We start from the raw sequence: 21799 nt of genomic DNA on the forward strand, positions 1-21799 counted from the left end.
GGGCGGGCATCCGGCTCAGCCCCGGGTGGAGCGGCGGACGGTACGGGGCCGGCGCAGCGTGACGAGGGCGACGATCAGCCCGGCGACGGCCAGCGCCACCCCGAACGGCACCAGCAGCCCCCCGGTGAAGCCACCCGCGGTGCCGCCGTACCCGGTGGCCGGGCCTCGGCTGGGCTTCACCGACTTCACCACCTGGAGCATCGTCGAGGCGGTCTCGCCGTCGCGGCACTCGAGCTTCACGCGGTAGTTGCCCGGACGGGTGCGCTCCCGCACCATCGGCGCGGCGGTGAGCAGCCCCCGCTGCGGCTGCACCTGGACGCGACCGAACGCGTCCGACACCACGATCGCGGGGACCGAGTTGTCCCGGCAACTGGCCTTGACGCCGACCAGGAAGCCCGGCTGGACGGTGCTCGGGCTGACCTCCACGAAGACGTCCACGATCGGGTTCGGCTGGGGTGCGGCGACCGGGTCCGGCTGCCCGCCGGGCTCCGACGCCCCGGGTTCGGGGGCGGCCTGCGAGAAGGCGGCGGGTGAGGCGGTGACCTGCGTCGGCGGCCCCTCGACGGCCGCCTCCCGTCCGGCCGCCACCACCAGCAGCAGGCCGGCGATCATGGCCGACAGGACGAATTCACCGCGGGTCATGCGCGATGCCTCCTCCCGACGCCGGGTGGCCGGACGGGCAGCGGGCTGCCCGTCCGCCGTACGAGATGGATCCTCTCATTCCTGGGCGAACATCACATCCGATCCGGCGGGATGGTCGCGTACGCTCAGGTCGCTGTGACCTCCATCGACCATGACCCCACGCGCGCCGCGCCGCGGCCACCCCTTCGGACGATCCGCACCTTCCATCCTCGGCGGGGCCGGATGACCGGGCGGCAGGCCGACGCGCTGGACCGACTCTTCCGGGCGTACGGCCTGGACGTGCCGGACGGACCCGGCGCCCCGATCGACCTGGCCGGCCTCTTCGGCCGGACGGCGCCGGTGGTGCTGGAGATCGGATCGGGCATGGGCGACACCACCGCGGCGATGGCCGCCGCCGACCCGGATCGAGACTATCTGGCGGTCGAGGTGCACACGCCGGGAATCGCCAACCTGCTCGACCTCGTCGAGCGGCACGTCCTGCGCAACGTGCGGGTGGCGAAGGGCGACGCGCTGGAGCTGGTGCGCCGGCTGCCGTCCGGCTCGCTCGACGCGGTGCACGTCTTCTTTCCCGACCCGTGGCCGAAGGCGCGGCACCACAAGCGACGGCTGATCCAGCCGACCCACGTGGCCCTGCTGCGCGACCGGCTCACGCCCGGTGGCGTGCTGCACTGCGCCACCGACTGGGCCGAGTACGCCGAGGCGATGCGGGAGACGCTGGACGCCGACCCGGAGCTGGTCAACCCGCACGAGGGCTTCGCGCCCCGCCCGGCGCACCGGCCGGTGACGAAGTTCGAACGGCGCGCCCTGCTGGCCGACCGCCCCGTCGCCGACCTGATCTACCGCCGCCGCTGACGGAGCCGCCCGCGCCACCGCCGCCACCGAGCGCGCGGCCCCGACTCGGCCGCCGCCGCTGACCGAGTCCCCCGCTCCACCACCACCGCCGCCGAGGGTTGCCCTGGCTCCGCCGCCGCGCCGCCGAGGAGGTGGCGGCGGGGCGGGCTGTCGCTTTCTGATGATCCGTCACCCCGGTTGGCGGAAGGCGTCATGATCCAGGCACCATTGACGGGCTATGACGCTCACCGCCGCGCTGCCCGCGACCGCCGACCCCGACACCCTCTACGACGCCTTCGCCGGCTGGGCCAAGGAGCGTGGCCTCGACCTCTACCCCCACCAGGAGGAGGCGGTGATCGAGATCGTCTCCGGCGCCAACGTGATCATGAATACGCCGACCGGCTCCGGCAAGAGCCTGGTCGCGATCGCGGCGCACTTCGCGGCCCTGGCCGACGACCGGACGACCTTCTACACCGCCCCGATCAAGGCGCTGGTCTCGGAGAAGTTCTTCGCCCTCTGCGAGGTCTTCGGCGCCGAGAACGTCGGGATGCTCACCGGCGACGCCAGCGTCAACGCCGACGCCCCGATCATCTGCTGCACCGCAGAGATCCTGGCGAACCTCGCACTGCGTGAGGGCAGCCGGGCCGACGTCGGCCAGGTGGTCATGGACGAGTTCCACTTCTACGCCGAGCCCGACCGCGGCTGGGCCTGGCAGGTGCCACTCATCGAGCTGCCACAGGCCCAGTTCATCCTGATGTCGGCCACCCTCGGCGACACCACCCGCTTCGTCGACGACCTGACCCGGCGTACCGGGCGGGCGACCGCCGTCGTCCGCTCGGCCGAGCGTCCGGTCCCGCTGCTCTTCTCGTACGCGATGACGCCGCTGCACGAGACGCTGGAGGAGCTGCTGGAGACGAAGCAGGCCCCGGTCTACGTCGTGCATTTCACCCAGGCCGCCGCCCTGGAACGCGCCCAGGCGCTGATGAGCGTCAACGTCTGCACGCGCGCCGAGAAGGACATGATCGCCCAGGCGATCGGGAACTTCCGGTTCACCTCCGGCTTCGGCAAGACCCTGTCCCGGCTGGTACGGCACGGCATCGGCGTACACCACGCGGGCATGCTGCCCAAGTACCGCCGGCTGGTCGAGACCCTCGCCCAGGCCGGGTTGCTCAAGGTCATCTGCGGCACCGACACCCTCGGCGTCGGCATCAACGTGCCGATCCGCACCGTGCTCTTCACCGGCCTGTCCAAGTACGACGGGGTGCGCACCCGGCTGCTCAAGGCGCGGGAGTTCCACCAGATCGCCGGGCGCGCCGGCCGGGCCGGCTTCGACACCATCGGCCGGGTCGTGGTGCAGGCGCCGGAGCACGTGATCGACAACGAGAAGGCCCTCGCCAAGGCGGGTGACGACCCGAAGAAGCGGCGCAAGGTGGTCAAGAAGAAGCCGCCGGAGGGCTCGATCGGCTGGGGTGAGGCGACGTTCCAGCGCCTCGTCGATGCCGAGCCGGAGCCGCTCACCTCCAGCTTCCAGGTCAGCCACTCGATGCTGCTCAACGTCATCGGACGGCCGGGTGACGCGTTCGCCGCCATGCGGCACCTGCTCACCGACAACCACGAGGACCGGGCCGCGCAGCGCCGGCACATCCGCCGGGCGATCGCCATCTACCGGGCGTTGCGCGCCGGTGGGGTGGTCGAGGAGCTGGCCGAGCCGGACGAGACCGGCCGCCGGGTCCGGCTCACCGTCGACCTCCAGCTCGACTTCGCCCTCAACCAGCCGCTCTCCCCGCTGGCCCTGGCCGCCGTCGAGCTGCTGGACCGGGAGTCCCCGTCCTACGCCCTTGACGTGCTGTCGGTGATCGAGTCGATCCTCGACGACCCGCGCCAGGTGCTCTCCGCGCAGCAGTTCAAGGCGCGCGGCGAGGCGGTCGCCGCGATGAAGGCCGAGGGCATCGAGTACGAGGCCCGCCTCGAACTGCTCGACGAGGTCACCTGGCCCAAGCCGCTCGCCGAGCTGCTGGAGTCGGCGTACGAGATGTACCGGCAGGGGCACCCGTGGGTGGCCGACCACCAGCTCTCCCCCAAGTCCGTCGTACGGGACATGTACGAGCGGGCGATGACCTTCTCCGAGTACGTCCAGTTCTACGGGCTGTCCCGCTCCGAGGGGCTCGTCCTGCGCTACCTCGCCGACGCGTACAAGACGCTGCGGCAGACCGTCCCCGAGGACGCCAAGACCGAGGAGCTGATCGACCTCATCGAGTGGCTCGGCGAGCTGGTCCGGCAGGTCGACTCCAGCCTCATCGACGAGTGGGAGCGGCTGCGCAACCCGTCCGACGTCGACGAGGTCGCCGCCTCGCTCGACGACCGGCCCGCGGCGGTGACCCGCAACGCCCGGGCGTTCCGGGTGCTGGTGCGCAACGCGCTGTTCCGCCGGGTCGAGCTGGCCGCCCTACGCCGCTGGGACCTGCTCGGCGACCTCGACGGTGGGCACGGCTGGCACGCCGACGCCTGGGCGGACGCGCTGGAGCCCTACTTCGACACGTACGACGCCGTCGGCACCGGGCCGGATGCCCGCGGCCCGGCCCTGCTCATGATCGACCAGGGCCGGGAGCGGTGGACCGTCCGGCAGATCCTGGACGACCCCGAGGGCGATCACGACTGGGGCATCAACGCGGAGATCGACCTGGCCGCGTCGGACGAGGCCGGCGAGGCGGTCGTCCGGATCACCTCCGTCGGGCAGCTCTGAATCCACTCACGACACGGGGTTGGGCACGCCGAGGTAGGGGAAGTACGCCAGCATGTCGTCGTGCGGCTGGAGCCCGGTCGGGGGCAGCTTGCCCTTGGTCAGCCAGGCGAAGCGGTAGCTGAAGACGTCGTCGACGAGGGCCCGACCGTTCGGGTAGGCGGCGGGCTTCGACCGGTCGTAGGGAAGGATGTCGGGTAGGCATTGGAGGGCGGTCGTCCTGGCCTCCTCCGGCGAGTAGCCGCCCTTCTCCAGCAGCTGGGACCACGGGCCCAGGTAGTTCGCCACGTCGTCGGCGGGCTGCCGCGAGTTGTACCGGTTCTTCTCGCCGTCGGGGTTGATGAACGGGTTGATGGTCGGGTGCCCACCACGGTCCATCTGCTCGAGCATCCCGTCGTCGCGGCGCCGGCTGATCGACGCCCACACCCCGATCGTCGTCCCGCCGAGCAGGTCGGAGGGGACGTCCAGCGCGATGCTGTCGACGTTGTTGTTGGCGAAGTCGTCGTTCCCGGTCCACTTCATCCCGTGCAGGGCGCCCTCGACATCGGCGAAGAACGGGTCGCTGCGCAGCCCGGCCCAGAGCCGCATCGGGCCCGGCTCGTCGACGGGGACGGGCTGGACCGTGCCGTCGAAGCTGACCGGGAAGGACTCGGCGATCACCTGGCCGGCGGGCTCCGGCTGTCGGGCGTCGGCCCCCGTGGCGTACCAGGCGGTCCCCGTCTGGCGGCCGTTGTCGTACTCGGAGAAGGTGAACGTGAAGGCGATGTCGGCCTGCGCGTCGCCGTCGGTGTCGATGTTGATCCGGTAGACCGCGCCGGGATAGAACTCCGGGCCGGTGGTGGCCGGCGGTACCGGAGGCGGGGCGACAGTCGGGTTCGCATCGATGATCAATATCGTTCGGTCGGGGTCCTCCATCGAGGTGAAGGCGAACAGGTCGGTGAGTTCGAGCCGGCGGTCGTCACCCGGAAACCCCAGGTTGTCGGCGCTGAAGTGGTTGGACATGGTGCTCCTCGGTAGCGGAGGGAGTCCGGCAGCGCCTGTGGCCGCTGGGCACGGCTGCTGGGCGCGTTCACGTGGGGACGCTAGTGAGCCCGACGGTTAATCACAGGCGTTTCGTGGACTCGCGCCCGACCGGGTGAACGGCCGGTTCCGCCCTTTTCGTGCACTGGGCGATGTCAGCCCCGTCGATTAGAATGTATGTACTAATCACGGCTGCTGAGCTGGGAGGACGCCCGTGACCGCGCCCACCTCCACCCCCCTCACCCCGTACGCGACGCTGCTCGGCTTCACCCGCTACGTCGACCGCACCGGCCCCACGAAGGCCACCTTCGTCGGGGGCCTGCGCAAGCAGCGGGCGAGCCGGCACGGCTTCAACCCACACGGCCAGTTCGTCAAGGCGCTCAAGGCCGACATCGCCTTCCACACCGGCGGCACCCACCTCGACCAGGTGGCCGACCAGGTCAAGCCCCGCTGGCGTCCGCTCTACCAGGCGCTGGTGCCGGGCGCGACTGCCTGGCTGCGCTCCCTCGGCGAGCCCGCCTCGATCGATCTGGCTCAGACCCGCGACGCCCTCGCCATGCTCGGCGACCTGCCCGTCAAGATCAACCCGCAGTTCGGCGTACGGCACGCCGACGGGCGCGTCGAGGCGATCCGTCTGCACTTCGACGAGACCCCGCCGAGCGAGGAGGCGGTGCTCGCCACCCTGCACCTGATGGCCCGCCACATGGACGCCGTGCTCCCGCACGCCGAGCCGGTCCTGGTCGACGTGCGGCGTGGCCAGGCGTACCGGATGCCCGAGGGCGTCAAGCCCGACCAGGTCGAACGTTGGCTCGCCGGCGAGGCCGCCGCGTTCCGCGCCCTCTGGTCCACCGCCGCCTGACCCACCCCACCTCGGTCGCGTTCCGCGCAACATCCGGGCAGTCGCTACCTCCGCCTCGGCGAAGGCACGGCGTCCCGGATGTTGCGCGGACATCCGGGTCGGGGTGCCACCAGGGTTATCCACAGGGTCTGCGCAGGGGCCTGCCTGGCATCCACAGTGGCGGCATGCCCGTCTCACCTCGTCGCCCCGTTCCCTTGCGGGGGCGCGTCTTCCGCGGCTCCGACGCCGTCGCCCGAGGGCTCCTGACCCGGGGCGAACTACGCAGCCGAGCGTGGCGACCGCTCTTCCGGGACGTCTACGCCGACGCCCAGCTGGCGGTCTCGCACCACACTCGCTGCCTGGCGGCGGCGCGGTGGGTGCTACCCGACCAGGCCGCGATCGCCGGACGAAGCGCGGCCGCCCTCTACGGGATCGGTTCGGTGGGCCCGGCACAGCCACTCGACGTCCTGGTGCCGATGGGGCACCGGTTCGGACCTGTCACCGGGCTCGACATCCACACGGCGGCGTCGACCGAGGCCGATCTGCGAGTCCGCGCCGGAATTCGGGTGACCACGGCAGTGCGCACCTGCTGGGATCTGGCCCAGTGGCTTCCGGTCGAGGAAGCGGTGGCGCTCGTCGACGGATTCGTCCGGCAGCGGCTGGTGGGGGTCGACACCGTGCAGGGCTACGCGCGCGCCCGGACGGGGCTACGCGGGTGGAAACGGATGCTCCGCGTCGCGGATCTGACGGATCCGGGAGCGGAGTCACCTCCCGAGTCGGTGCTGCGGGTTCGACTCGTGATGGCGGGTCTACCGAGACCGGTCACCCAGTTCGTGGTGGAACGGGACGGTAGGTTCCTCGCCCGGGTCGACCTCGCGTGGCCGCAGTTCAAGGTCGCGGTCGAGTACGACGGCGTCTGGCACCACGATCCCGAGCAGCTGCACCGCGACCGCCGTCGCCTGAACCGCCTCGTCGGCCAGGATTGGACGGTGTTGCACGTGACCGCGAAGCGCCTCAAGGAGGACTTCGAGGGCGTCGTGACCGAGATACGCCAGGCGCTCCGCTCCCGAGCCCGCTGACGCCGGCCAGAACGGCAAGATCCGCGCAACTTCCGGGAAGTTGCCGCCTCGGAGCGAGCCGAAGCAGCAACTTCCCCGAAAGTGCGCGGATCTTGAGGCAGGACCCCGGGTGGATCTTGCGGATCTGGGGGGGGTTAGGCGGTGAGGTGCTTTTGGAGGTCGTCGAGGATCTTGTTGGCGGCGCCGACACCGATGCCGGTCATCCAGACCTCGTCGGGCACGACGTACACCTTGTTGGCCTTGACCGCCGAGAGGTTCTTCCAGAGGCTGCCGCCGGTGACCTTGGCCTGCTCGGCGGCGGCCTTCTCGCCGAACGCCGTAACGAAGATGACGTCACCGTCGACCTCGCTGATCCGCTCGGGGCTGACCTCGTCGAAGCGCTTGTCCTCCTTGTTCGCCAGCAGCTGCCGCTCGGGGCGGGCGAGCCCGGCGTCACCGAGCACGATGCCGGAGAAGGAATCCGGGCCGTAGACCCGGATGCTGCCGGGGCGGAAGCGGACGATGGAGATCTTCTGCGCGGCGGCGGCGCCCAGCTTCGCGCCGAACTCCTTGGCCCGGGTCTCGTACTGCGTCAGCAGGTCCTTGCTCTCCTGCTCCTTGCCGAGCGTCTTGCCGTCGAGGAGGAAGTTCTCCTTCCAGGTGATGCCGACCTTCTCGGTGAACACGGTCGGCGCGATGGCGGAGAGCTCGTCGTAGAACTTCTCCTGGCGGAACTTGCTGCCCAGGATGAGGTCCGGCTTCAGGGCGTTGATCGCCTCGATGTCGGGCTCGCTGATCTGCCCGACGTCCTTGATGCTGGCGAGCTTCTCCTCGCCGAAGTAGGTCGGCCAGCCCTTCGCCTCACCCGTGTTGGTGGCCCCGACCGGGGTCAGGCCGAGCGAGAGCATCGTGTCGATCTTGTCGCTGTCGAGCACGACGACGCGCTGCGGGTGGGCGGGCACCTTGGTGGTGCCCATGGCGTGGGTGATCTCCCGGGTCTCCCCGCCGGCGTTGCTGCCGGCAACCGGGTCGCTCTCACCGCACGCGGTGAGTCCGACGCCGAGGGCGACGGCCGCGGCGAGAGCGGCGACGAGACGACGACGCATCAGTGTCCTTCCGAAGGGTACGAGCCGGCGAGGGCGGTCGCGCCGCCGGCTGGGGTTCCACCGGTGGATCCGGTGGGTGAGCTGGCCTCGGGGGCCGCGGCGGCACCGGCCGGAGCCGGCTCGGGCGTCCGCGCCGCCGGGTCGGCCAGGGTGGGGCTGGTGAGCGCGGGCACCACCAGCGGCGCGCCGGTCACCGGGCAGGGCACGACCACGCAGTCGAGCCCGAAGACCTCGCGGACCAGGTCCGCCGTGAGGATCTCGCGCGGCGGCCCGGCGGCCACCACGGCGCCGGCCCGCATGGCGACCAGGTGGTCGGCGTACCGGGCGGCCTGGTTGAGGTCGTGCAGCACGGCGACGACGGTCCGGCCCCGCTCGACGCGCAGCCGGTGCAGCAGGTCCAGCACCTCCACCTGGTGGGCCAGGTCGAGGAAGGTGGTCGGCTCGTCGAGCAGCAGCGCCTCGGTGTCCTGGGCGAGCGTCATGGCGATCCACACCCGCTGGCGCTGCCCGCCGGAGAGCGTGTCCACCGGCCGGTCGGCGAGGCCGGCGACGTCGGCGAGGGCCATCGCGCGGTCCACGGCCGAGCTGTCCTCCTCCGACCACTGCCGCCACCAGCGTTGGTAGGGCTGCCGGCCCCGGCCGACCAGGTCCGCCACGGTGACCCCCTCGGGCACCAGCGGGCTCTGCGGCAGCACGGCGAGCCGCCGGGCGACCTCCCGGGTGGGCAGCTCCTGGATGGCCTTGCCGTCCAGCAGCACGGCGCCACGGCGCGGGACGAGCAGCCGGGCCAGCGTCCGCAGCAGGGTCGACTTGCCGCAGGCGTTCGGTCCGACGATCACGGTGAACGCATCGGCGGGCAGCTCCAGGTCCAGCCCGTCCAGCACGGTCCGCTCGTCGTAGCCGGCGACCAGGTCGCGGGTGGAGAGCATCACGCCTCCCGAAGGGTGGTCGACGAATGGGGAAGGGGACGGTGGGTCACGACGACCTCCGGCGGCCGCGGAGCAGCAGGTACATCAGGTACGGACCACCGATGGCGGCGGTCAGCACGCCGGCGGGCAGCTGCGTCGGGGCGAAGAGCCGCCGCCCGACGAGATCGGCGAGCACGAGCAGCAGCGCGCCCATCAGCGCGGCGCAGACCAGCGGTGGGCGTTCGGCGCGTACCAGCCGGCGGGCCACCTGCGGGGCGACGAGGGCCACGAAGTCGACCGCGCCGACCTGGGCGGTGACCATCGCGGCGACGAGCACGCCGGTGCCGGCGAGCGCGATCCGGCGGGACACCGGGCGCAGTCCGATACCCCGGGCGGTGTCGTCGTCGAGCGCGCTGCTGTTCAGCGCCCAGCCCGCCCAGGCCAGCACCGGCAGGAGCAGGAGCAGGGTGCCGCCGATCCAGGCGGCCTCGGTCCAGCCCTTGCCGGCCAGGGTGCCGATCAGCCAGATCTGGGCGCGCTGCCCGTCGATCGCCTCGGCGGTGAGCATGACGATCTCGGTGAGCGCCTTCAGGGCGAACGCGACCGCCACGCCGGCCAGCACGAACCGCTGCGCGGCCAGCCCGTGCCGGGCGCCGAGGGCGAGCACCAGGGCGGCGGCGACCAACCCACCGGCGAGGGCCGCCGGCCCGACGACCACCGCCGCCGCGCCGCTGGTCAGCGCCACCGTCGCGGCGAGGCCGGCGCCCTGGGTGACCCCGATGACGTCCGGGCTGGCGAGGGGGTTGCGCGCCACGCTCTGGATCAGCGTGCCGGCCACCCCGAACGCCGCGCCGGCCACGGCGGCCAGCACGACCCGGGGCAACCGCAGGTCGAGCACGACGAGGTCGTACGGGGTGCCGGCGCCGGAGAGCGAACGCAGCACGTCTCCCGCGGCGACGTACGGGGTGCCGAGGGAGAGGCTGAGCACGGAGGCCACCGCCAGCAGCACCAGCAGTACGGCGGCGACCAGCACGGAGCGGCGACGGATCTGCACGCTCAGCGAGCCGATCCGCAGGAGTGAGCGGCCGGGCAGGCGGACGATGCCGGGCGTGACGCCGCGGGACTCGACGGCGGAGGTCCGCTCGCGGCTGGGGGCGGTCACGCGGTCACCACCTTCGCGCGGCGGACCAGGAGGGCGAGCAGGGGCGCGCCGACCAGGGCGGTGATGATGCCGGCCGGCACCTCGCCGGGCGGGTCGATGAGCCGCCCCACGATGTCGGCGCCGAGCAGCAGGGCCGGTCCGAGCAGCGCCGAGACGGTCAGGGTCCAGCGGTGGTCGGCGCCGACCAGCGCGCGGGCCAGGTGCGGCACGGCCAGACCGACGAACGCGACCGGCCCGGCGGCGGCCACGGCGGCGCCGGTGAGCAGCACGGCGGCGATCCCGCCGCCGAGCCGGACCAGGCCGACGCGGTTGCCGAGCCCGCGCGCCACGTCGTCGCCGAGGGCCAGCGCGTCGAGGCCACGGGCGACCAGGGCGGCCAGGGCGAGTCCCGCGAGCACGAACGGCAGCACCTGCACGGCGACGGAGAGGTCGCGTCCGGTGAGCCCGCCCACCACCCAGAACCGGTACTCCTCGAAGGTGCGGGCGTCGATGCTGAGCAGGGCGAACACCACGGAGCCGAGGCTCGCGTCGAGCGCGGCGCCGACCAGCGCGAGGGTGACCGGGCTGGCGCCCTCGCGGGCGCGGGCGGCCACGGCGAAGACCAGCAGCCCGGCGAGGAAGGCGCCGCCGATGCCGAACCAGACGTACCCGGCGAGCGTGCTCACGCCGAACACGGAGATGGCCAGCACCACACCGAAGGACGCGCCGGCGCTGATGCCGAGGATGCGCGGCTCGGCCAGCGGGTTGCGGGTGAGGGCCTGGAGGAGCACGCCGGCGACCGCGAGCGCCACGCCCACGGCGAGACCGAGGGCGGTACGCGGCAGACGCAGCTCGCGGACGATGGTGCTCGCCTCGCCGCCGTCGGGCGACACGAGGGCGTGCCACACCTGGTCGACGGGGATCGGCCGGCTGCCGAGGGCGAAGCTGGCCAGCACGGTGAGCAGTAGCACCAGCGCGGCGGCGGAGGTGACCGCGATCCGGCGCCCGCGACGGGTGCCGGTGCGGCGGCCGGGGTCGACCGGCCGGCTGAGAAGGGTGGTCACGAAGCTCCTGCGGATTCGCGCTTAGGTACGCCTTACCTTAGCCGACCCGGTTAGGCGCACCTAACCGGCAACCCTTCATCGAACCTCGTTGACCTGCGCGGACGACCGCGAACCGGGCACCGGCGGGCACGTACCCCCCTAGGGTGGGGGGATGCGATACGACCAGCACACGGTCGTCCTGCTGGCGTACCCCCCGGACGCCCCGCAGATGCCGCCCGAGGCGTTCGACCGGCTGCACGCCGCGCACCTGGCCCACCAGGCCGGGCTGGTGGAGCAGGACCTCGTCCTCGCGGCCGGCCCCTTCGTGGCCGCGGACGACGAACGGCTCCGCGGCTTCGTGGTGCTCTCCGTGCACCCGGACATGGCGCGTGAGCTCTTCCACAACGATCCGGCGGTGCGCGCCGGGCTGCTGGAGGCGCGGGTGATGAGCTGGATGGTCCCCGAGGGCAACCTCCGGTTCGAGGGCGTGCCGGTGCCGCGTTCGATGCTCGAGGCGGCGGCCGGCGACTGACCCGCGGACCGTGTTCCGGCGGTCCCGGTCAGTCGCCGGGTCGCGGCGCCGGCACGGGCTCGGCCGCCGGTTCGATCTGGTGGTCGGCCCAGACGTACGTCTCGGGGAGCAGGTCACCGATCGACACGACGCGCGGCGCGTCCGTCGGCCCGACGATCACCCGGATCGACGGGAAGTAGTCGCGCAGCACCTGCCGGCATCGCCCGCAGGGCGGGATCACCCCCCGCCCCCGGTCGCCCACGGCGACGATGGTCTCCAGCTCGGTCGCGCCCTGGGTGGCGGCGGCGCCGATCGCGACCACCTCGGCGCAGGGCCCGCCGGTGAAGTGGTAGACGTTCACGCCGGTGAAGACCCGGCCGTCCGCGGTACGGGCCGCGGCGGCCACCGTGTGGTTCTCGCTGCGGCAGCGCAGCTTCGCGACGGCTGTCGCGGCCTGCACCAGCGCCCGGTCGGTGTCCCGCATCTCCATGCCGCTCCCCCGATGGTCGATCGGCGGCCACTCTAGCCGGGGCGGCCGGGCGGGCCGCGCGCTGCGGGCGGTAAACCAGGAGGCGGCTCCCGAGCCGCGGCCTATCCTTGGCCACGACATGCAGAATCCAGCCGTACCCGCCGCACCCGACGCCGTCCGGGAGCTGCACCGCCGCCTCACTCCCCTGATCTTCCGCGACCAGCGCCGGCTCCAGCGGCGACTGGACGGCGCTCGGAAGCTCCGCGACCCGCAGCGGCGGGCGGCGGCGCTGGCCGAGATCACCACCGAGGTCGAGCGGGCCGAGCAGCGGCTCGCCGATCGGCGGGCCGCCGTGCCGACGGTCACCTACCCGGCCGGCCTGCCGGTGAGCGAGCGCAAGGACGACCTCGCCGCCGCGATCCGCGAGCACCAGGTGGTGATCGTGGCCGGCGAGACCGGCTCCGGCAAGACCACCCAGCTGCCCAAGATCTGTCTGGAGCTGGGTCGGGGGATCACCGGGCTGATCGGGCACACCCAACCCCGGCGGCTGGCCGCGCGTACGGTCGCCGACCGGATCGCCGAGGAGCTCGGCACCGAACTGGGCGACGTGGTCGGCTACAAGGTCCGCTTCACCGACCAGGTGAGCGACCGGAGCCTGGTGAAGCTGATGACCGACGGCATCCTGCTCGCCGAGTTGCAGACCGACCGGATGCTGCGGCAGTACGACACCCTGATCATCGACGAGGCGCACGAACGCAGCCTCAACATCGACTTCATCCTCGGCTACCTGAAGCAGCTGCTGCCGCGCCGGCCCGACCTCAAGGTGGTCATCACGTCGGCGACCATCGAGACGGACCGCTTCGCCCGGCACTTCGCCGACGCCGAGGGCCGGCCCGCGCCGGTCATCGAGGTCTCCGGCCGGACGTACCCGGTGGAGGTGCGCTACCGGCCGCTGGTCGAGGTCACCGAGTCCGACGAGCAGGACGGGGACGAGGAGAACGTCCGCGACCAGATCCAGGCGATCGGCGACGCCGTCGAGGAGCTGGCCGCCGAGGGCCCCGGCGACATCCTGGTCTTCCTCAGCGGCGAGCGGGAGATCCGCGACACCGCCGACGCGCTGGGCCGGCTGGTGGAGAAGAAGCCGCTGCTGCGCGGCACCGAGATCCTGCCGTTGTACGCGCGGCTCTCCGCCGCCGAGCAGCACCGGGTGTTCGCCCCGCACGGCGGACGGCGGGTCGTGCTCGCCACAAACGTGGCGGAGACGTCGCTGACCGTCCCCGGCATCAAGTACGTGGTCGACCCCGGCACCGCGCGGATCTCCCGGTACAGCAACCGGCTCAAGGTGCAGCGGCTGCCGATCGAGCCGGTCTCCCAGGCCTCGGCGAACCAGCGCAAGGGGCGCTGCGGCCGCACCTCGGACGGCATCTGCATCCGCCTCTACGACGAGCAGGACTTCCTCTCCCGGCCCGAGTTCACCGATCCGGAGATCCTGCGCACCAACCTCGCCTCCGTCATCCTCCAGATGACCGCGATCGGGCTCGGCGACATCGCCGCGTTCCCGTTCATCGAGCCGCCGGACCGGCGCAACATCACCGACGGCGTCAACCTGCTGCACGAGCTGGGCGGGTTGGATCCGGCCGAGGCCGACCCGGCGAAGCGGCTCACCCCGCTCGGACGGCGGCTGGCGCAGCTGCCCGTCGACCCGAGGCTGGCCCGCATGGTCGTCGAGGGGGAGCGCAACGGCTGCGCCACCGAGGTCATGGTGATCGCGGCGGCGCTCTCCATCCAGGACCCGCGGGAACGGCCGGCGGACAAGCAGGCCCAGGCCGACCAGGCGCACGCCCGGTTCACCGACCGGGAGTCGGACTTCGTGGCGCTGCTGAACCTCTGGCGCTACCTGCGGGAGCAGCAGCGGACGCTCTCCTCCAGCGCCTTCCGCCGGATGTGCCGGGCCGAGTACCTCAACTACCTGCGGGTACGCGAGTGGCAGGACATCGTCAGCCAGCTGCGCCAGGTGTTGCGTACCCCCGAACAGGGCGGTGGCGGGCGCGGCGGGCGACCGGCGCGGGAGGCCGGCGCGAGCGACGGTGGCCGGCGCGGCGGCGGCGCGGACCTGCCGGAGGAGATCGACACTCCCAAGGTCCACCAGTCGCTGCTGGCCGGGCTGCTCTCGCACGTCGGTCTGAAGGACACGCAGAAGAACGAGTACCTGGGCGCGCGGGGCGCGAAGTTCGCGCTCTTCCCCGGCTCGGCGCTGTTCCGCAAGCCACCGCGCTGGGTGATGGCCGCCGAGCTGGTGGAGACGTCCCGGCTCTGGGGCCGCATCGCCGGCCGGGTCGAGCCGGAGTGGGTGGAGCCCCTCGCCCAGCACCTGGTGAAACGCAGCTACAGCGAGCCGCACTGGGAGAAGAAGCAGGCGGCCGTGATGGCGTACGAGAAGGTGACCCTCTACGGCATCCCGCTGGTCACCTCCCGGAAGGTCAACTTCGGCCGGATCGACCCGGCGCTCAGCCGTGAGCTCTTCGTCCGGCACGCGCTGGTCGAGGGCGACTGGCAGACCCACCACCAGTTCTGGCGCGACAACCAGCGGCTGCTGGGGGAGATCGAGGAGCTGGAGAACCGGGCCCGGCGGCGGGACATCCTCGTCGACGACGAGACCATCTTCGCCTTCTACGACGCGCGCATCCCCGCCGACGTGGTCTCCGGCCGGCACTTCGACAGCTGGTGGAAGAAGGCCCGGCGGGAGCAGCCCGACCTGCTCACCTTCACCCGTGAGCTGCTGGTCAACGCGGGCCGGGGCGGGGTGGCGGAGGCCGACTTCCCCGACGAGTGGCGGGCCGACGGGGTCGCCCTGCCGCTGACGTACACCTTCGAGCCGGGCACCGAGACCGACGGGGTCACGGTGGACATCCCGCTGCCGCTGCTGAACCAGGTGCCGGCCGAGAGCTTCGACTGGCAGGTGCCGGGGCTGCGCGAGGAGCTGGTCGTCGCGCTGATCCGGTCGCTGCCCAAGGCGGTGCGCCGCAACTTCGTCCCGGTGCCCGACTACGCCCGGGCGGCGCTCGCCGCGATGCCCGCGGGCGAGGAGCCGCTGCTGGACGCCCTGACCCGTCAGCTGCGCCGGATGACCGGGGTCACCGTTCCCCGGGACGCCTGGGACCTGGCGAAGCTCCCGCCGCACCTGCGGGTCACCTTCCGGGTGCTCGGCGAGGACGACAAGCCGGTCGCCGAGGGCAAGGACCTGCCGGCGCTGCAACGCCAGCTCAAGACCGAGGTACGGCAGGTGGTGGCGGCCGCCGCGCCGGACGTGGCCCGCACCGGGCTGCGCGAGTGGAGCATCGGCACCCTGCCCCGCACCATCGAGCAGGTCCGGGCCGGGTACGCGGTGACCGCGTACCCGGCGCTGGTCGACGAGGGCGCCACCGTCGGCGTACGGGTCTTCGACTCGGCCGCGGAGGCGGAGGCGGCGCACTGGGCCGGCACCCGGCGGCTGCTGCGGCTGACCGTGCCCTCACCGGCGAAGTTCCTCCAGGGCCGGTTGTCGAACGAGGCGAAGCTGGCGCTCAGCCGCAACCCGCACGGCGGGGTGCAGGCACTCATCGACGACGCGGCCGGGGCGGCGATCGACAAGCTGGTCGCCGACGCGGGCGGTCCGGCCTGGGACGCCGACGGCTTCGCGGCGCTGCGCGAGCGGGTCCGCGCCGACCTGGTCGACACGGTGGTCGAGGTGATGGAGCGGGCCCGGCGGGTGCTCGCCGCCGGGTACGCGGTGGAGCAGCGGCTGGGGGCGACCAGGAACCTGGCGGTGGTGGCGGCGCTGGCCGACATCCGCAACCAGCTCAGCGGGCTGGTGCACGCCGGGTTCCTCACCGAGGCCGGGTACGCCCGCCTGCCCGACGTGCTGCGCTACCTCACCGCGATCGAGCGCCGGTTGGACCGGTTGCCGGGCAACCCGCAGCGGGACAAGCAGCAGCAGGACCGGATCGCCGTGGTGCAGAAGGAGTACCAGGACATGCTGGCGGCGCTGCCGCCGGCGCGACGGCAGTCCGCGGCGGCCCGGCAGGTCCGCTGGATGATCGAGGAGCTGCGGGTGAACGTCTTCGCCCAGGCGCTCGGCACCCCTTATCCGGTGTCGGAGCAGCGCATCTACCGGGCCATGGACGAGGCCGAGGGTCGCTGAGCCGACCCCTGACCGGGGGTGTGGCGCGGGGCGCAGCGGGAAGACGCTCGCCCCGCGTGCCGTCCGGGCGCGCCGACGGCTGAGGAGAAGAGCTCGTGCCCACCGCCTCCGCGCCGCCCGGATCGACTCCCACCACCGCGACCGGTGCCCGGCCGGCCCGCGCCGCCGGCCTCGTCCGCCTCGGCGGGCTGGTCTGCGCGGCGGCGGCGATGCTCCTCTTCGGCGTCCTGCACCTGCCCGGGCAGCCGGTGCACCCGGTGCGCGACACGGTCAGCGACTACGCGCTGTCGCGGCACGGCTGGCTCTTCGACCTGGCCGTCCTGACGCTGGCCGCGGGATCGGTCCTGCTGCTGGCCCCGGCGCTGCGCCGGTCGGGGCCGCCGACCTTCCGGCGGGGGCGGCTGCCGGCGGCGGTGGGGCCGGCCGGACTGGCCGCCTGGTGCCTCGGGCTGGTGGTCCTGGTCGTCTGCCCCCGCGACGCGCCGGGGGTACCGGTGACGATCACCGGGGAGATCCACCGCTGGGCGGCGGTGGCCGCGCTCTCCGGCCTGCCCGTGGGGGCGCTGCTCGTCGCCGTACGGCATCCGGGGCGGCTCGCCCGCGCGGTGGTGGCGGGCGCGGTCGGGTGCGTTGTCGCGCTGGTCCCCTTCGTGGCCGCCTACCTGGTGGGTTCGCCGCTGCGCCCGTTCGTCGGCCTGCTCGAACGCCTCGTCTGCCTCGCCGAGGTCGGCCTGCTGCTGCTCGTCGCCCACCTGGGCGACCGTCACCGGGTCACGCCGGCCTACCGCGCTCGCGGCCGGGTCACGCCCGCCTACAGCGGTTCCACACCCGGCGGGAGCTCACCGTCGGCGGTCGCGTCGCGGACGTACTCCAGCAGGATGCGGCGTAGCTCCCGGCCCGCGTTGGTGGGCACCACGTCCCGGCGCCGGGCCACCGCGATGGTCCGGGTCACGCCGGGCGGGGCGAGCCGGGTGATGCGTACGCCGGGGCGGCGGGCGACCACGATGCCCGGCACCAGCGCGATGCCGAGCCCGGCCTCGACGAAGCTCAGCACCGCGTCCATCTCGCCGCCGTCGACGGCGAAGGTCGGCTCGAAGCCGGCGGCGCGGCACGCCTGAATGGTGGCGTCGCGCAGGTCGTAGCCCTCCCGGAACATCACCATCGGCCGGTCGCGCAGGTCGGTGATGCGCAGCTCGCCGTCGGCCGGGCCGGCCGCCGGGTCCGCCACGGAGGCGACCACGAGGCTCTCCCGCAGGATCGGGTCGACGCGCAGCCCGGGGTCCGCGCCCTGGCCCGGCATGATGATCAACGCGAGGTCCAGGTCGCCGCGGAGCAGGTCGCGGACCAGGTCCTGCGAGCCGCCCTCCTCCACCCGCAGGTCCACCGCCGGGTGCGCGTCACGGAACCGGCGCAGCACCGGCGGGGCGAGCGAGGTGGCCAGGCTCGGGGTGGCGCCGAGCCGGACCCGCCCGCGCCGCAGCCCGACCAGCTCCTGCACCTCGCGGGTGGCGGTGTCGACGTCGGCGAGGATCCGTCTGGCCAACGGCAGGAGCACCTCTCCCGCCGCGGTGAGCGCGATGTTGCCTCTTACTCGTTCGAAGAGCGGCGCCCCCAGGTCGCCCTCCAGGGCGTGAATTTGCTTACTCAGCGACGGCTGGGTTATGCCGACGATGTCGGCGGCTTGGGTGAAATGTCGTACTTCGGCCACCGCCACGAAGTACCTGAGCTGATGCAGCTGCATGCTCATAGCCTATGGCTATCAAGACTGCGCTGTCGATGCATTGGACGACTGATCTAACTGCTCCTAGCGTCGGCGCTGTGGTAGTCACGACGACGAGAACCCGGTCGCCGATCCGCTCCAACGTCGGCCTCAAGGCCGTCATGGCGGTGTCGGGCATTTTCTTTGTGCTGTACCTGATCGCGCACATGGTCGGAAACCTGAAGGCCTTCGCGGGCGAGACGGCGTTCGACCACTACGCGCACTGGCTGCGCGACATCGGCAAGCCGCTGCTGCCCGGCGTCTGGTTCCTCTGGATCCTGCGCTTCGCGCTCACGGTCTCCGTCGTCGCGCACATCTGGTCCGCGACCGTGCTGGCGCTGCGGGCGCGCGCCGCCCGCCCGGTGCGGTACGCCCACCGCCCGAAGATCCAGGGCAGCTACGCGGCCCGCACGATGCGCTGGGGTGGGGTGATCATCCTGCTCTTCGTGATCTACCACCTGCTGGACCTGAGCGTGGGCACGTTGAACCCGGTCGGCGACGGCAGCAAGCCCTACAGCAACGTGGTGGCCGACTTCGCACCGGAGCGCTGGTACGTCACCCTCTTCTACACCCTGGCGATCGTCACGCTGGGCTTCCACCTCCGGCACGGAGTGTTCAGCGCGCTGCGCAGCCTGGGGCAGCAGACGCCGAAGGGCGAGCGCTGGGCGCGCGCCTCCGCGCTGGCCGTCGCCATCCTGATCAGCGGCGGCTTCCTGGTGATCCCGTTCGCCGTACTCACCGGATTGGTGTCCTGACATGGAACTTTTCACCGAGGGCGACCCGATCGCCGACACCAAGGCTCCCGACGGCCCGATCGAGACCCGCTGGGAACGCCACCGCTTCGAGTCCAAGCTCGTCAACCCGGCCAACCGCCGGAAGATGAGCGTGATCGTGGTGGGCACCGGCCTGGCCGGCGGCTCGGCCGCCGCCACGCTGGCCGAGCAGGGCTACCAGGTCAAGTCCTACTGCTACCAGGACAGCCCGCGCCGGGCCCACTCCATCGCCGCGCAGGGCGGCATCAACGCCGCCAAGAACTACCGCAACGACGGCGACTCGGTGCACCGGCTCTTCTACGACACGGTCAAGGGCGGTGACTTCCGCTCCCGCGAGTCGAACGTGCACCGGCTGGCCGAGGTCTCGGTCAACATCATCGACCAGTGCGTCGCCCAGGGCGTACCCTTCGCCCGCGAGTACGGCGGCCTGCTCGACACCCGCTCCTTCGGCGGCGCCCAGGTGCAGCGCACCTTCTACGCCCGGGGCCAAACGGGTCAGCAGCTGCTGCTCGGCGCGTACCAGGCCCTCGAGCGGCAGATCGGCCTCGGCAACGTGGAGATGAACGCCCGGCACGAGATGCTGGAGCTGATCGTCGTGGACGGCCGGGCCCGGGGCATCGTGGTCCGGGACATGGTCACCGGCGAGATCACCACCGAGTTCGCGGACGCCGTGGTGCTCGCCTCCGGCGGCTACGGCAACGTCTTCTACCTCTCCACCAACGCCAAGGGCTGCAACGTCACCGCCACCTGGCGGGCCCACCGCAAGGGCGCGTACTTCGCCAACCCCTGCTACACGCAGATCCACCCGACCTGCATCCCGGTCTCCGGCGACCACCAGTCGAAGCTGACCCTGATGAGCGAGTCGCTGCGCAACGACGGCCGGGTCTGGGTGCCCAAGGCCAAGGGCGACGACCGCAACCCGAAGGACATCCCCGAGGACGAGCGGGACTACTACCTGGAGCGGATCTACCCCTCCTTCGGCAACCTGGTGCCCCGGGACATCGCCTCCCGGGCCGCGAAGGCGGTCTGCGACCAGGGTCGCGGTGTCGGCCCCGGCGGGCTCGGCGTCTACCTCGACTTCGCCGACGCGATCGGCCGCCTCGGCCGCAAGGCCGTCGAGGCCAAGTACGGCAACCTCTTCGAGATGTACGAGCGCATCACCGGTGAGGACCCGTACGAGGTGCCGATGCGGATCTACCCCGCGGTGCACTACACGATGGGCGGGCTCTGGGTCGACTACGACCTCCAGTCGACCATCCCCGGCCTCTTCGTGATCGGTGAGGCGAACTTCTCCGACCACGGCGCCAACCGGCTCGGCGCGTCCGCGCTGATGCAGGGCCTCGCCGACGGCTACTTCGTGCTGCCGAACACGATCGCCAACTACCTGGCCGCCGGCCCGTTCGAGAAGGTCGACGGGAGCCACCCGGCGGCGGTCGAGGCCCGGCAGGACGTGGAGGATCGTCTCCAGCGACTGCTGTCGATCAACGGCGACCGGACCGTCGACTCGTTCCACCGCGAGCTGGGCCAGATCATGTGGGACCACTGCGGCATGGAGCGCACCGAGGCCGGCCTGCGCAAGGCGATCGACGAGATCCGCGCCCTGCGCGAGCAGTTCTGGCAGCGCGTCCGGGTACTCGGCGACGGCGAGGGGCTCAACCAGTCGCTGGAGAAGGCCGGCCGGGTGGCCGACTTCTTCGAGCTGGCCGAGCTCATGTGCATCGACGCCCTGCACCGCGAGGAGTCCTGCGGCGGCCACTTCCGGGCCGAGCACCAGACCTCCGACGGCGAGGCCCAGCGCGACGACGAGCGCTTCTCGTACGTGGCGGCCTGGGAGTTCACCGCCACCGACCAGCCGTCGGTGCTGCACAAGGAAGACCTGCAGTTCGAATACGTCCACCCCACGCAGCGGAGCTACAAGTGAACCTGACCCTGCGCATCTGGCGCCAGACCGGCCCCGAGGACAAGGGTCGGATGGTGACGTACCAGGTCGACGACGTCTCCCCGGACATGTCGTTCCTGGAGATGCTCGACGTGCTCAACGAACGCCTGATCCTCGCCGGCGAGGACCCGGTGGCCTTCGACCACGACTGCCGCGAGGGCATCTGCGGCATGTGCGGCATGATGATCAACGGTATGGCGCACGGGCCGCAGCGCGGCACCACCGCCTGCCAGCTGCACATGCGGCAGTTCTCCGACGGCGACACGATCGACATCGAGCCGTGGCGGGCCCAGGCCTTCCCGGTGATCAAGGATCTGGTCGTCAACCGCGGCGCCTTCGACAAGATCATCGCGGCCGGCGGGTACATCACCGCGCCCACCGGCAGCGCCCCCGAGGCGCACGCGACGCCGGTCGCCAAGGCCGACGCGGACGCGGCCTTCGAGGCGGCGGCCTGCATCGGCTGCGGCGCCTGCGTGGCGGCCTGCCCGAACGGCTCCGGCATGCTCTTCACCGCCGCCAAGGTCACCCAGCTCTCGCTGATGCCGCAGGGCCAGCCGGAGCGCTACACCCGGGTGATCGGCATGCTGGACGCGCACGACGAGGCGGGCTTCGGCGGCTGCACCAACGCCGGCGAGTGCACCGTGGCCTGCCCGAAGGGCATCCCGCTGAACACCATCGGCCGGCTCAACCGGGACTTCCTCACCGCCACCAAGAAGGCGGCCGGCAAGCCCGGCTCCTGACCGGTCAGTCCGTACGACGGGCCGCCGCACCCTGCCGGGTGCGGCGGCCCAATCGTTTCCCCGGCCCCCGTCGGAGCCCACCGCCGGGGCGGTCACCACCG

17 protein-coding genes and 1 pseudogene are annotated in these 21799 nt (G+C 72.3%); 10 read left to right on the forward strand and 8 right to left on the reverse strand.

The annotated features are described in order from the left end of the window. Nucleotides 1–15: 15 nt before the first annotated feature. On the reverse strand, nt 16–642 hold the full coding sequence (locus tag E1211_RS01480; RefSeq protein ID WP_132344555.1) for a hypothetical protein: 627 nt from the start codon (nt 640–642) through the stop codon (nt 16–18). A 222-nt stretch (nt 643–864) separates the two neighbouring features. Here E1211_RS01480 and trmB point away from each other — a divergent pair, with 222 nt between their 5' ends. Both trmB and E1211_RS01495 read left to right on the forward strand, forming a co-directional pair. After that, nucleotides 865–1494 carry a tRNA (guanosine(46)-N7)-methyltransferase TrmB gene (gene trmB, locus E1211_RS01485; RefSeq protein WP_243709284.1) on the forward strand — a complete coding sequence of 210 codons (630 nt, stop codon included), beginning with the start codon at nt 865–867 and terminating at the stop codon, nt 1492–1494. 217 nt (nt 1495–1711) lie between these two features. Then, nucleotides 1712–4216, forward strand: a complete 2505-nt coding sequence (locus E1211_RS01495) for an RNA helicase (protein ID WP_132344559.1) — start codon at nt 1712–1714, stop codon at nt 4214–4216. Nucleotides 4217–4222: 6 nt separating this feature from the next. On the opposite strand, the gene E1211_RS01500 is transcribed toward E1211_RS01495, so the two are convergent. After that, complete coding sequence (locus E1211_RS01500; RefSeq protein WP_132344561.1) at nt 4223–5215, reverse strand: DUF4331 family protein; 993 nt, start codon at nt 5213–5215, stop codon at nt 4223–4225. A 232-nt stretch (nt 5216–5447) separates the two neighbouring features. Here E1211_RS01500 and E1211_RS01505 point away from each other — a divergent pair, with 232 nt between their 5' ends. After that, nucleotides 5448–6092: a hypothetical protein gene (locus E1211_RS01505; RefSeq protein WP_132344563.1), complete on the forward strand. Its 645-nt coding sequence runs from the start codon at nt 5448–5450 to the stop codon at nt 6090–6092. 164 nt (nt 6093–6256) lie between these two features. Then, the gene (locus tag E1211_RS01510; RefSeq protein WP_132344565.1) at nt 6257–7150 is read left to right on the forward strand and encodes an endonuclease domain-containing protein; all 894 of its coding nucleotides are present in this window, start codon (nt 6257–6259) and stop codon (nt 7148–7150) included. 134 nt (nt 7151–7284) lie between these two features. Here the strand turns inward: E1211_RS01510 and E1211_RS01515 are convergent, their stop codons facing one another. From E1211_RS01515 to E1211_RS01530, 4 genes are read right to left on the reverse strand one after another with little or no spacing between them, the layout of a single operon-like run. After that, a complete protein-coding gene (locus E1211_RS01515; protein WP_132344567.1) occupies nt 7285–8235 on the reverse strand; it encodes an ABC transporter substrate-binding protein in 951 nt (316 codons plus the stop codon). Beyond that, nucleotides 8235–9164 carry an ABC transporter ATP-binding protein gene (locus E1211_RS01520; protein ID WP_132344569.1) on the reverse strand — a complete coding sequence of 310 codons (930 nt, stop codon included), beginning with the start codon at nt 9162–9164 and terminating at the stop codon, nt 8235–8237. The genes E1211_RS01515 and E1211_RS01520 overlap by 1 nt, the downstream gene beginning before the upstream one ends. 46 nt (nt 9165–9210) lie before the next feature. Beyond that, nucleotides 9211–10305, reverse strand: a complete 1095-nt coding sequence (locus tag E1211_RS01525) for an iron chelate uptake ABC transporter family permease subunit (RefSeq protein ID WP_243709285.1) — start codon at nt 10303–10305, stop codon at nt 9211–9213. Then, nucleotides 10302–11348, reverse strand: coding sequence for an iron ABC transporter permease (locus tag E1211_RS01530; protein ID WP_132344571.1), 1047 nt, complete (start codon nt 11346–11348; stop codon nt 10302–10304). The genes E1211_RS01525 and E1211_RS01530 overlap by 4 nt, the downstream gene beginning before the upstream one ends. A 151-nt stretch (nt 11349–11499) precedes the next feature. Here E1211_RS01530 and E1211_RS01535 point away from each other — a divergent pair, with 151 nt between their 5' ends. Next, entirely contained in the window at nt 11500–11859 is a 360-nt protein-coding gene (locus tag E1211_RS01535; RefSeq protein ID WP_132344573.1) for a YciI family protein, read from the forward strand. A 28-nt stretch (nt 11860–11887) separates the two neighbouring features. Here E1211_RS01535 and E1211_RS01540 read toward each other — a convergent pair whose 3' ends face one another. Next, on the reverse strand, nt 11888–12328 hold the full coding sequence (locus E1211_RS01540; protein WP_132344575.1) for a cytidine deaminase: 441 nt from the start codon (nt 12326–12328) through the stop codon (nt 11888–11890). A gap of 118 nt (nt 12329–12446) precedes the next feature. Between E1211_RS01540 and hrpA the strand changes: the two genes are divergently transcribed. Continuing rightward, entirely contained in the window at nt 12447–16487 is a 4041-nt protein-coding gene (gene hrpA / locus E1211_RS01545; protein ID WP_132344577.1) for an ATP-dependent RNA helicase HrpA, read from the forward strand. A gap of 95 nt (nt 16488–16582) precedes the next feature. Further along, nucleotides 16583–17224: pseudogene (locus E1211_RS33180) on the forward strand (DUF998 domain-containing protein); the annotation flags it as partial. A gap of 74 nt (nt 17225–17298) precedes the next feature. On the opposite strand, the gene E1211_RS01555 reads toward E1211_RS33180, so the two are convergent. Then, complete coding sequence (locus tag E1211_RS01555) at nt 17299–18234, reverse strand: LysR family transcriptional regulator (RefSeq protein ID WP_132344581.1); 936 nt, start codon at nt 18232–18234, stop codon at nt 17299–17301. Between the two features lie 29 nt (nt 18235–18263). Between E1211_RS01555 and E1211_RS01560 the strand changes: the two genes are divergently transcribed. Genes E1211_RS01560 through E1211_RS01570 form a run of 3 tightly spaced genes read left to right on the forward strand, consistent with a single transcriptional unit; the run spans nt 18264 to nt 21698 of the window. Beyond that, nucleotides 18264–19001, forward strand: a complete 738-nt coding sequence (locus tag E1211_RS01560; RefSeq protein WP_132344736.1) for a succinate dehydrogenase cytochrome b subunit — start codon at nt 18264–18266, stop codon at nt 18999–19001. A 1-nt stretch (nt 19002) separates the two neighbouring features. Then, nucleotides 19003–20940 (forward strand): fumarate reductase/succinate dehydrogenase flavoprotein subunit, encoded by a 1938-nt coding sequence (locus E1211_RS01565; protein ID WP_132344583.1) that lies wholly within the window; start codon nt 19003–19005, stop codon nt 20938–20940. After that, the gene (locus E1211_RS01570) at nt 20937–21698 is read left to right on the forward strand and encodes a succinate dehydrogenase/fumarate reductase iron-sulfur subunit (protein ID WP_132344585.1); all 762 of its coding nucleotides are present in this window, start codon (nt 20937–20939) and stop codon (nt 21696–21698) included. Before E1211_RS01565 ends, E1211_RS01570 begins: the two co-directional genes overlap by 4 nt. Nucleotides 21699–21799 lie beyond the last annotated feature (101 nt).

Origin of the sequence: Micromonospora sp. 15K316 (genome assembly GCF_004348525.1) — a bacterium.
GTDB lineage: Bacteria > Actinomycetota > Actinomycetes > Mycobacteriales > Micromonosporaceae > Micromonospora.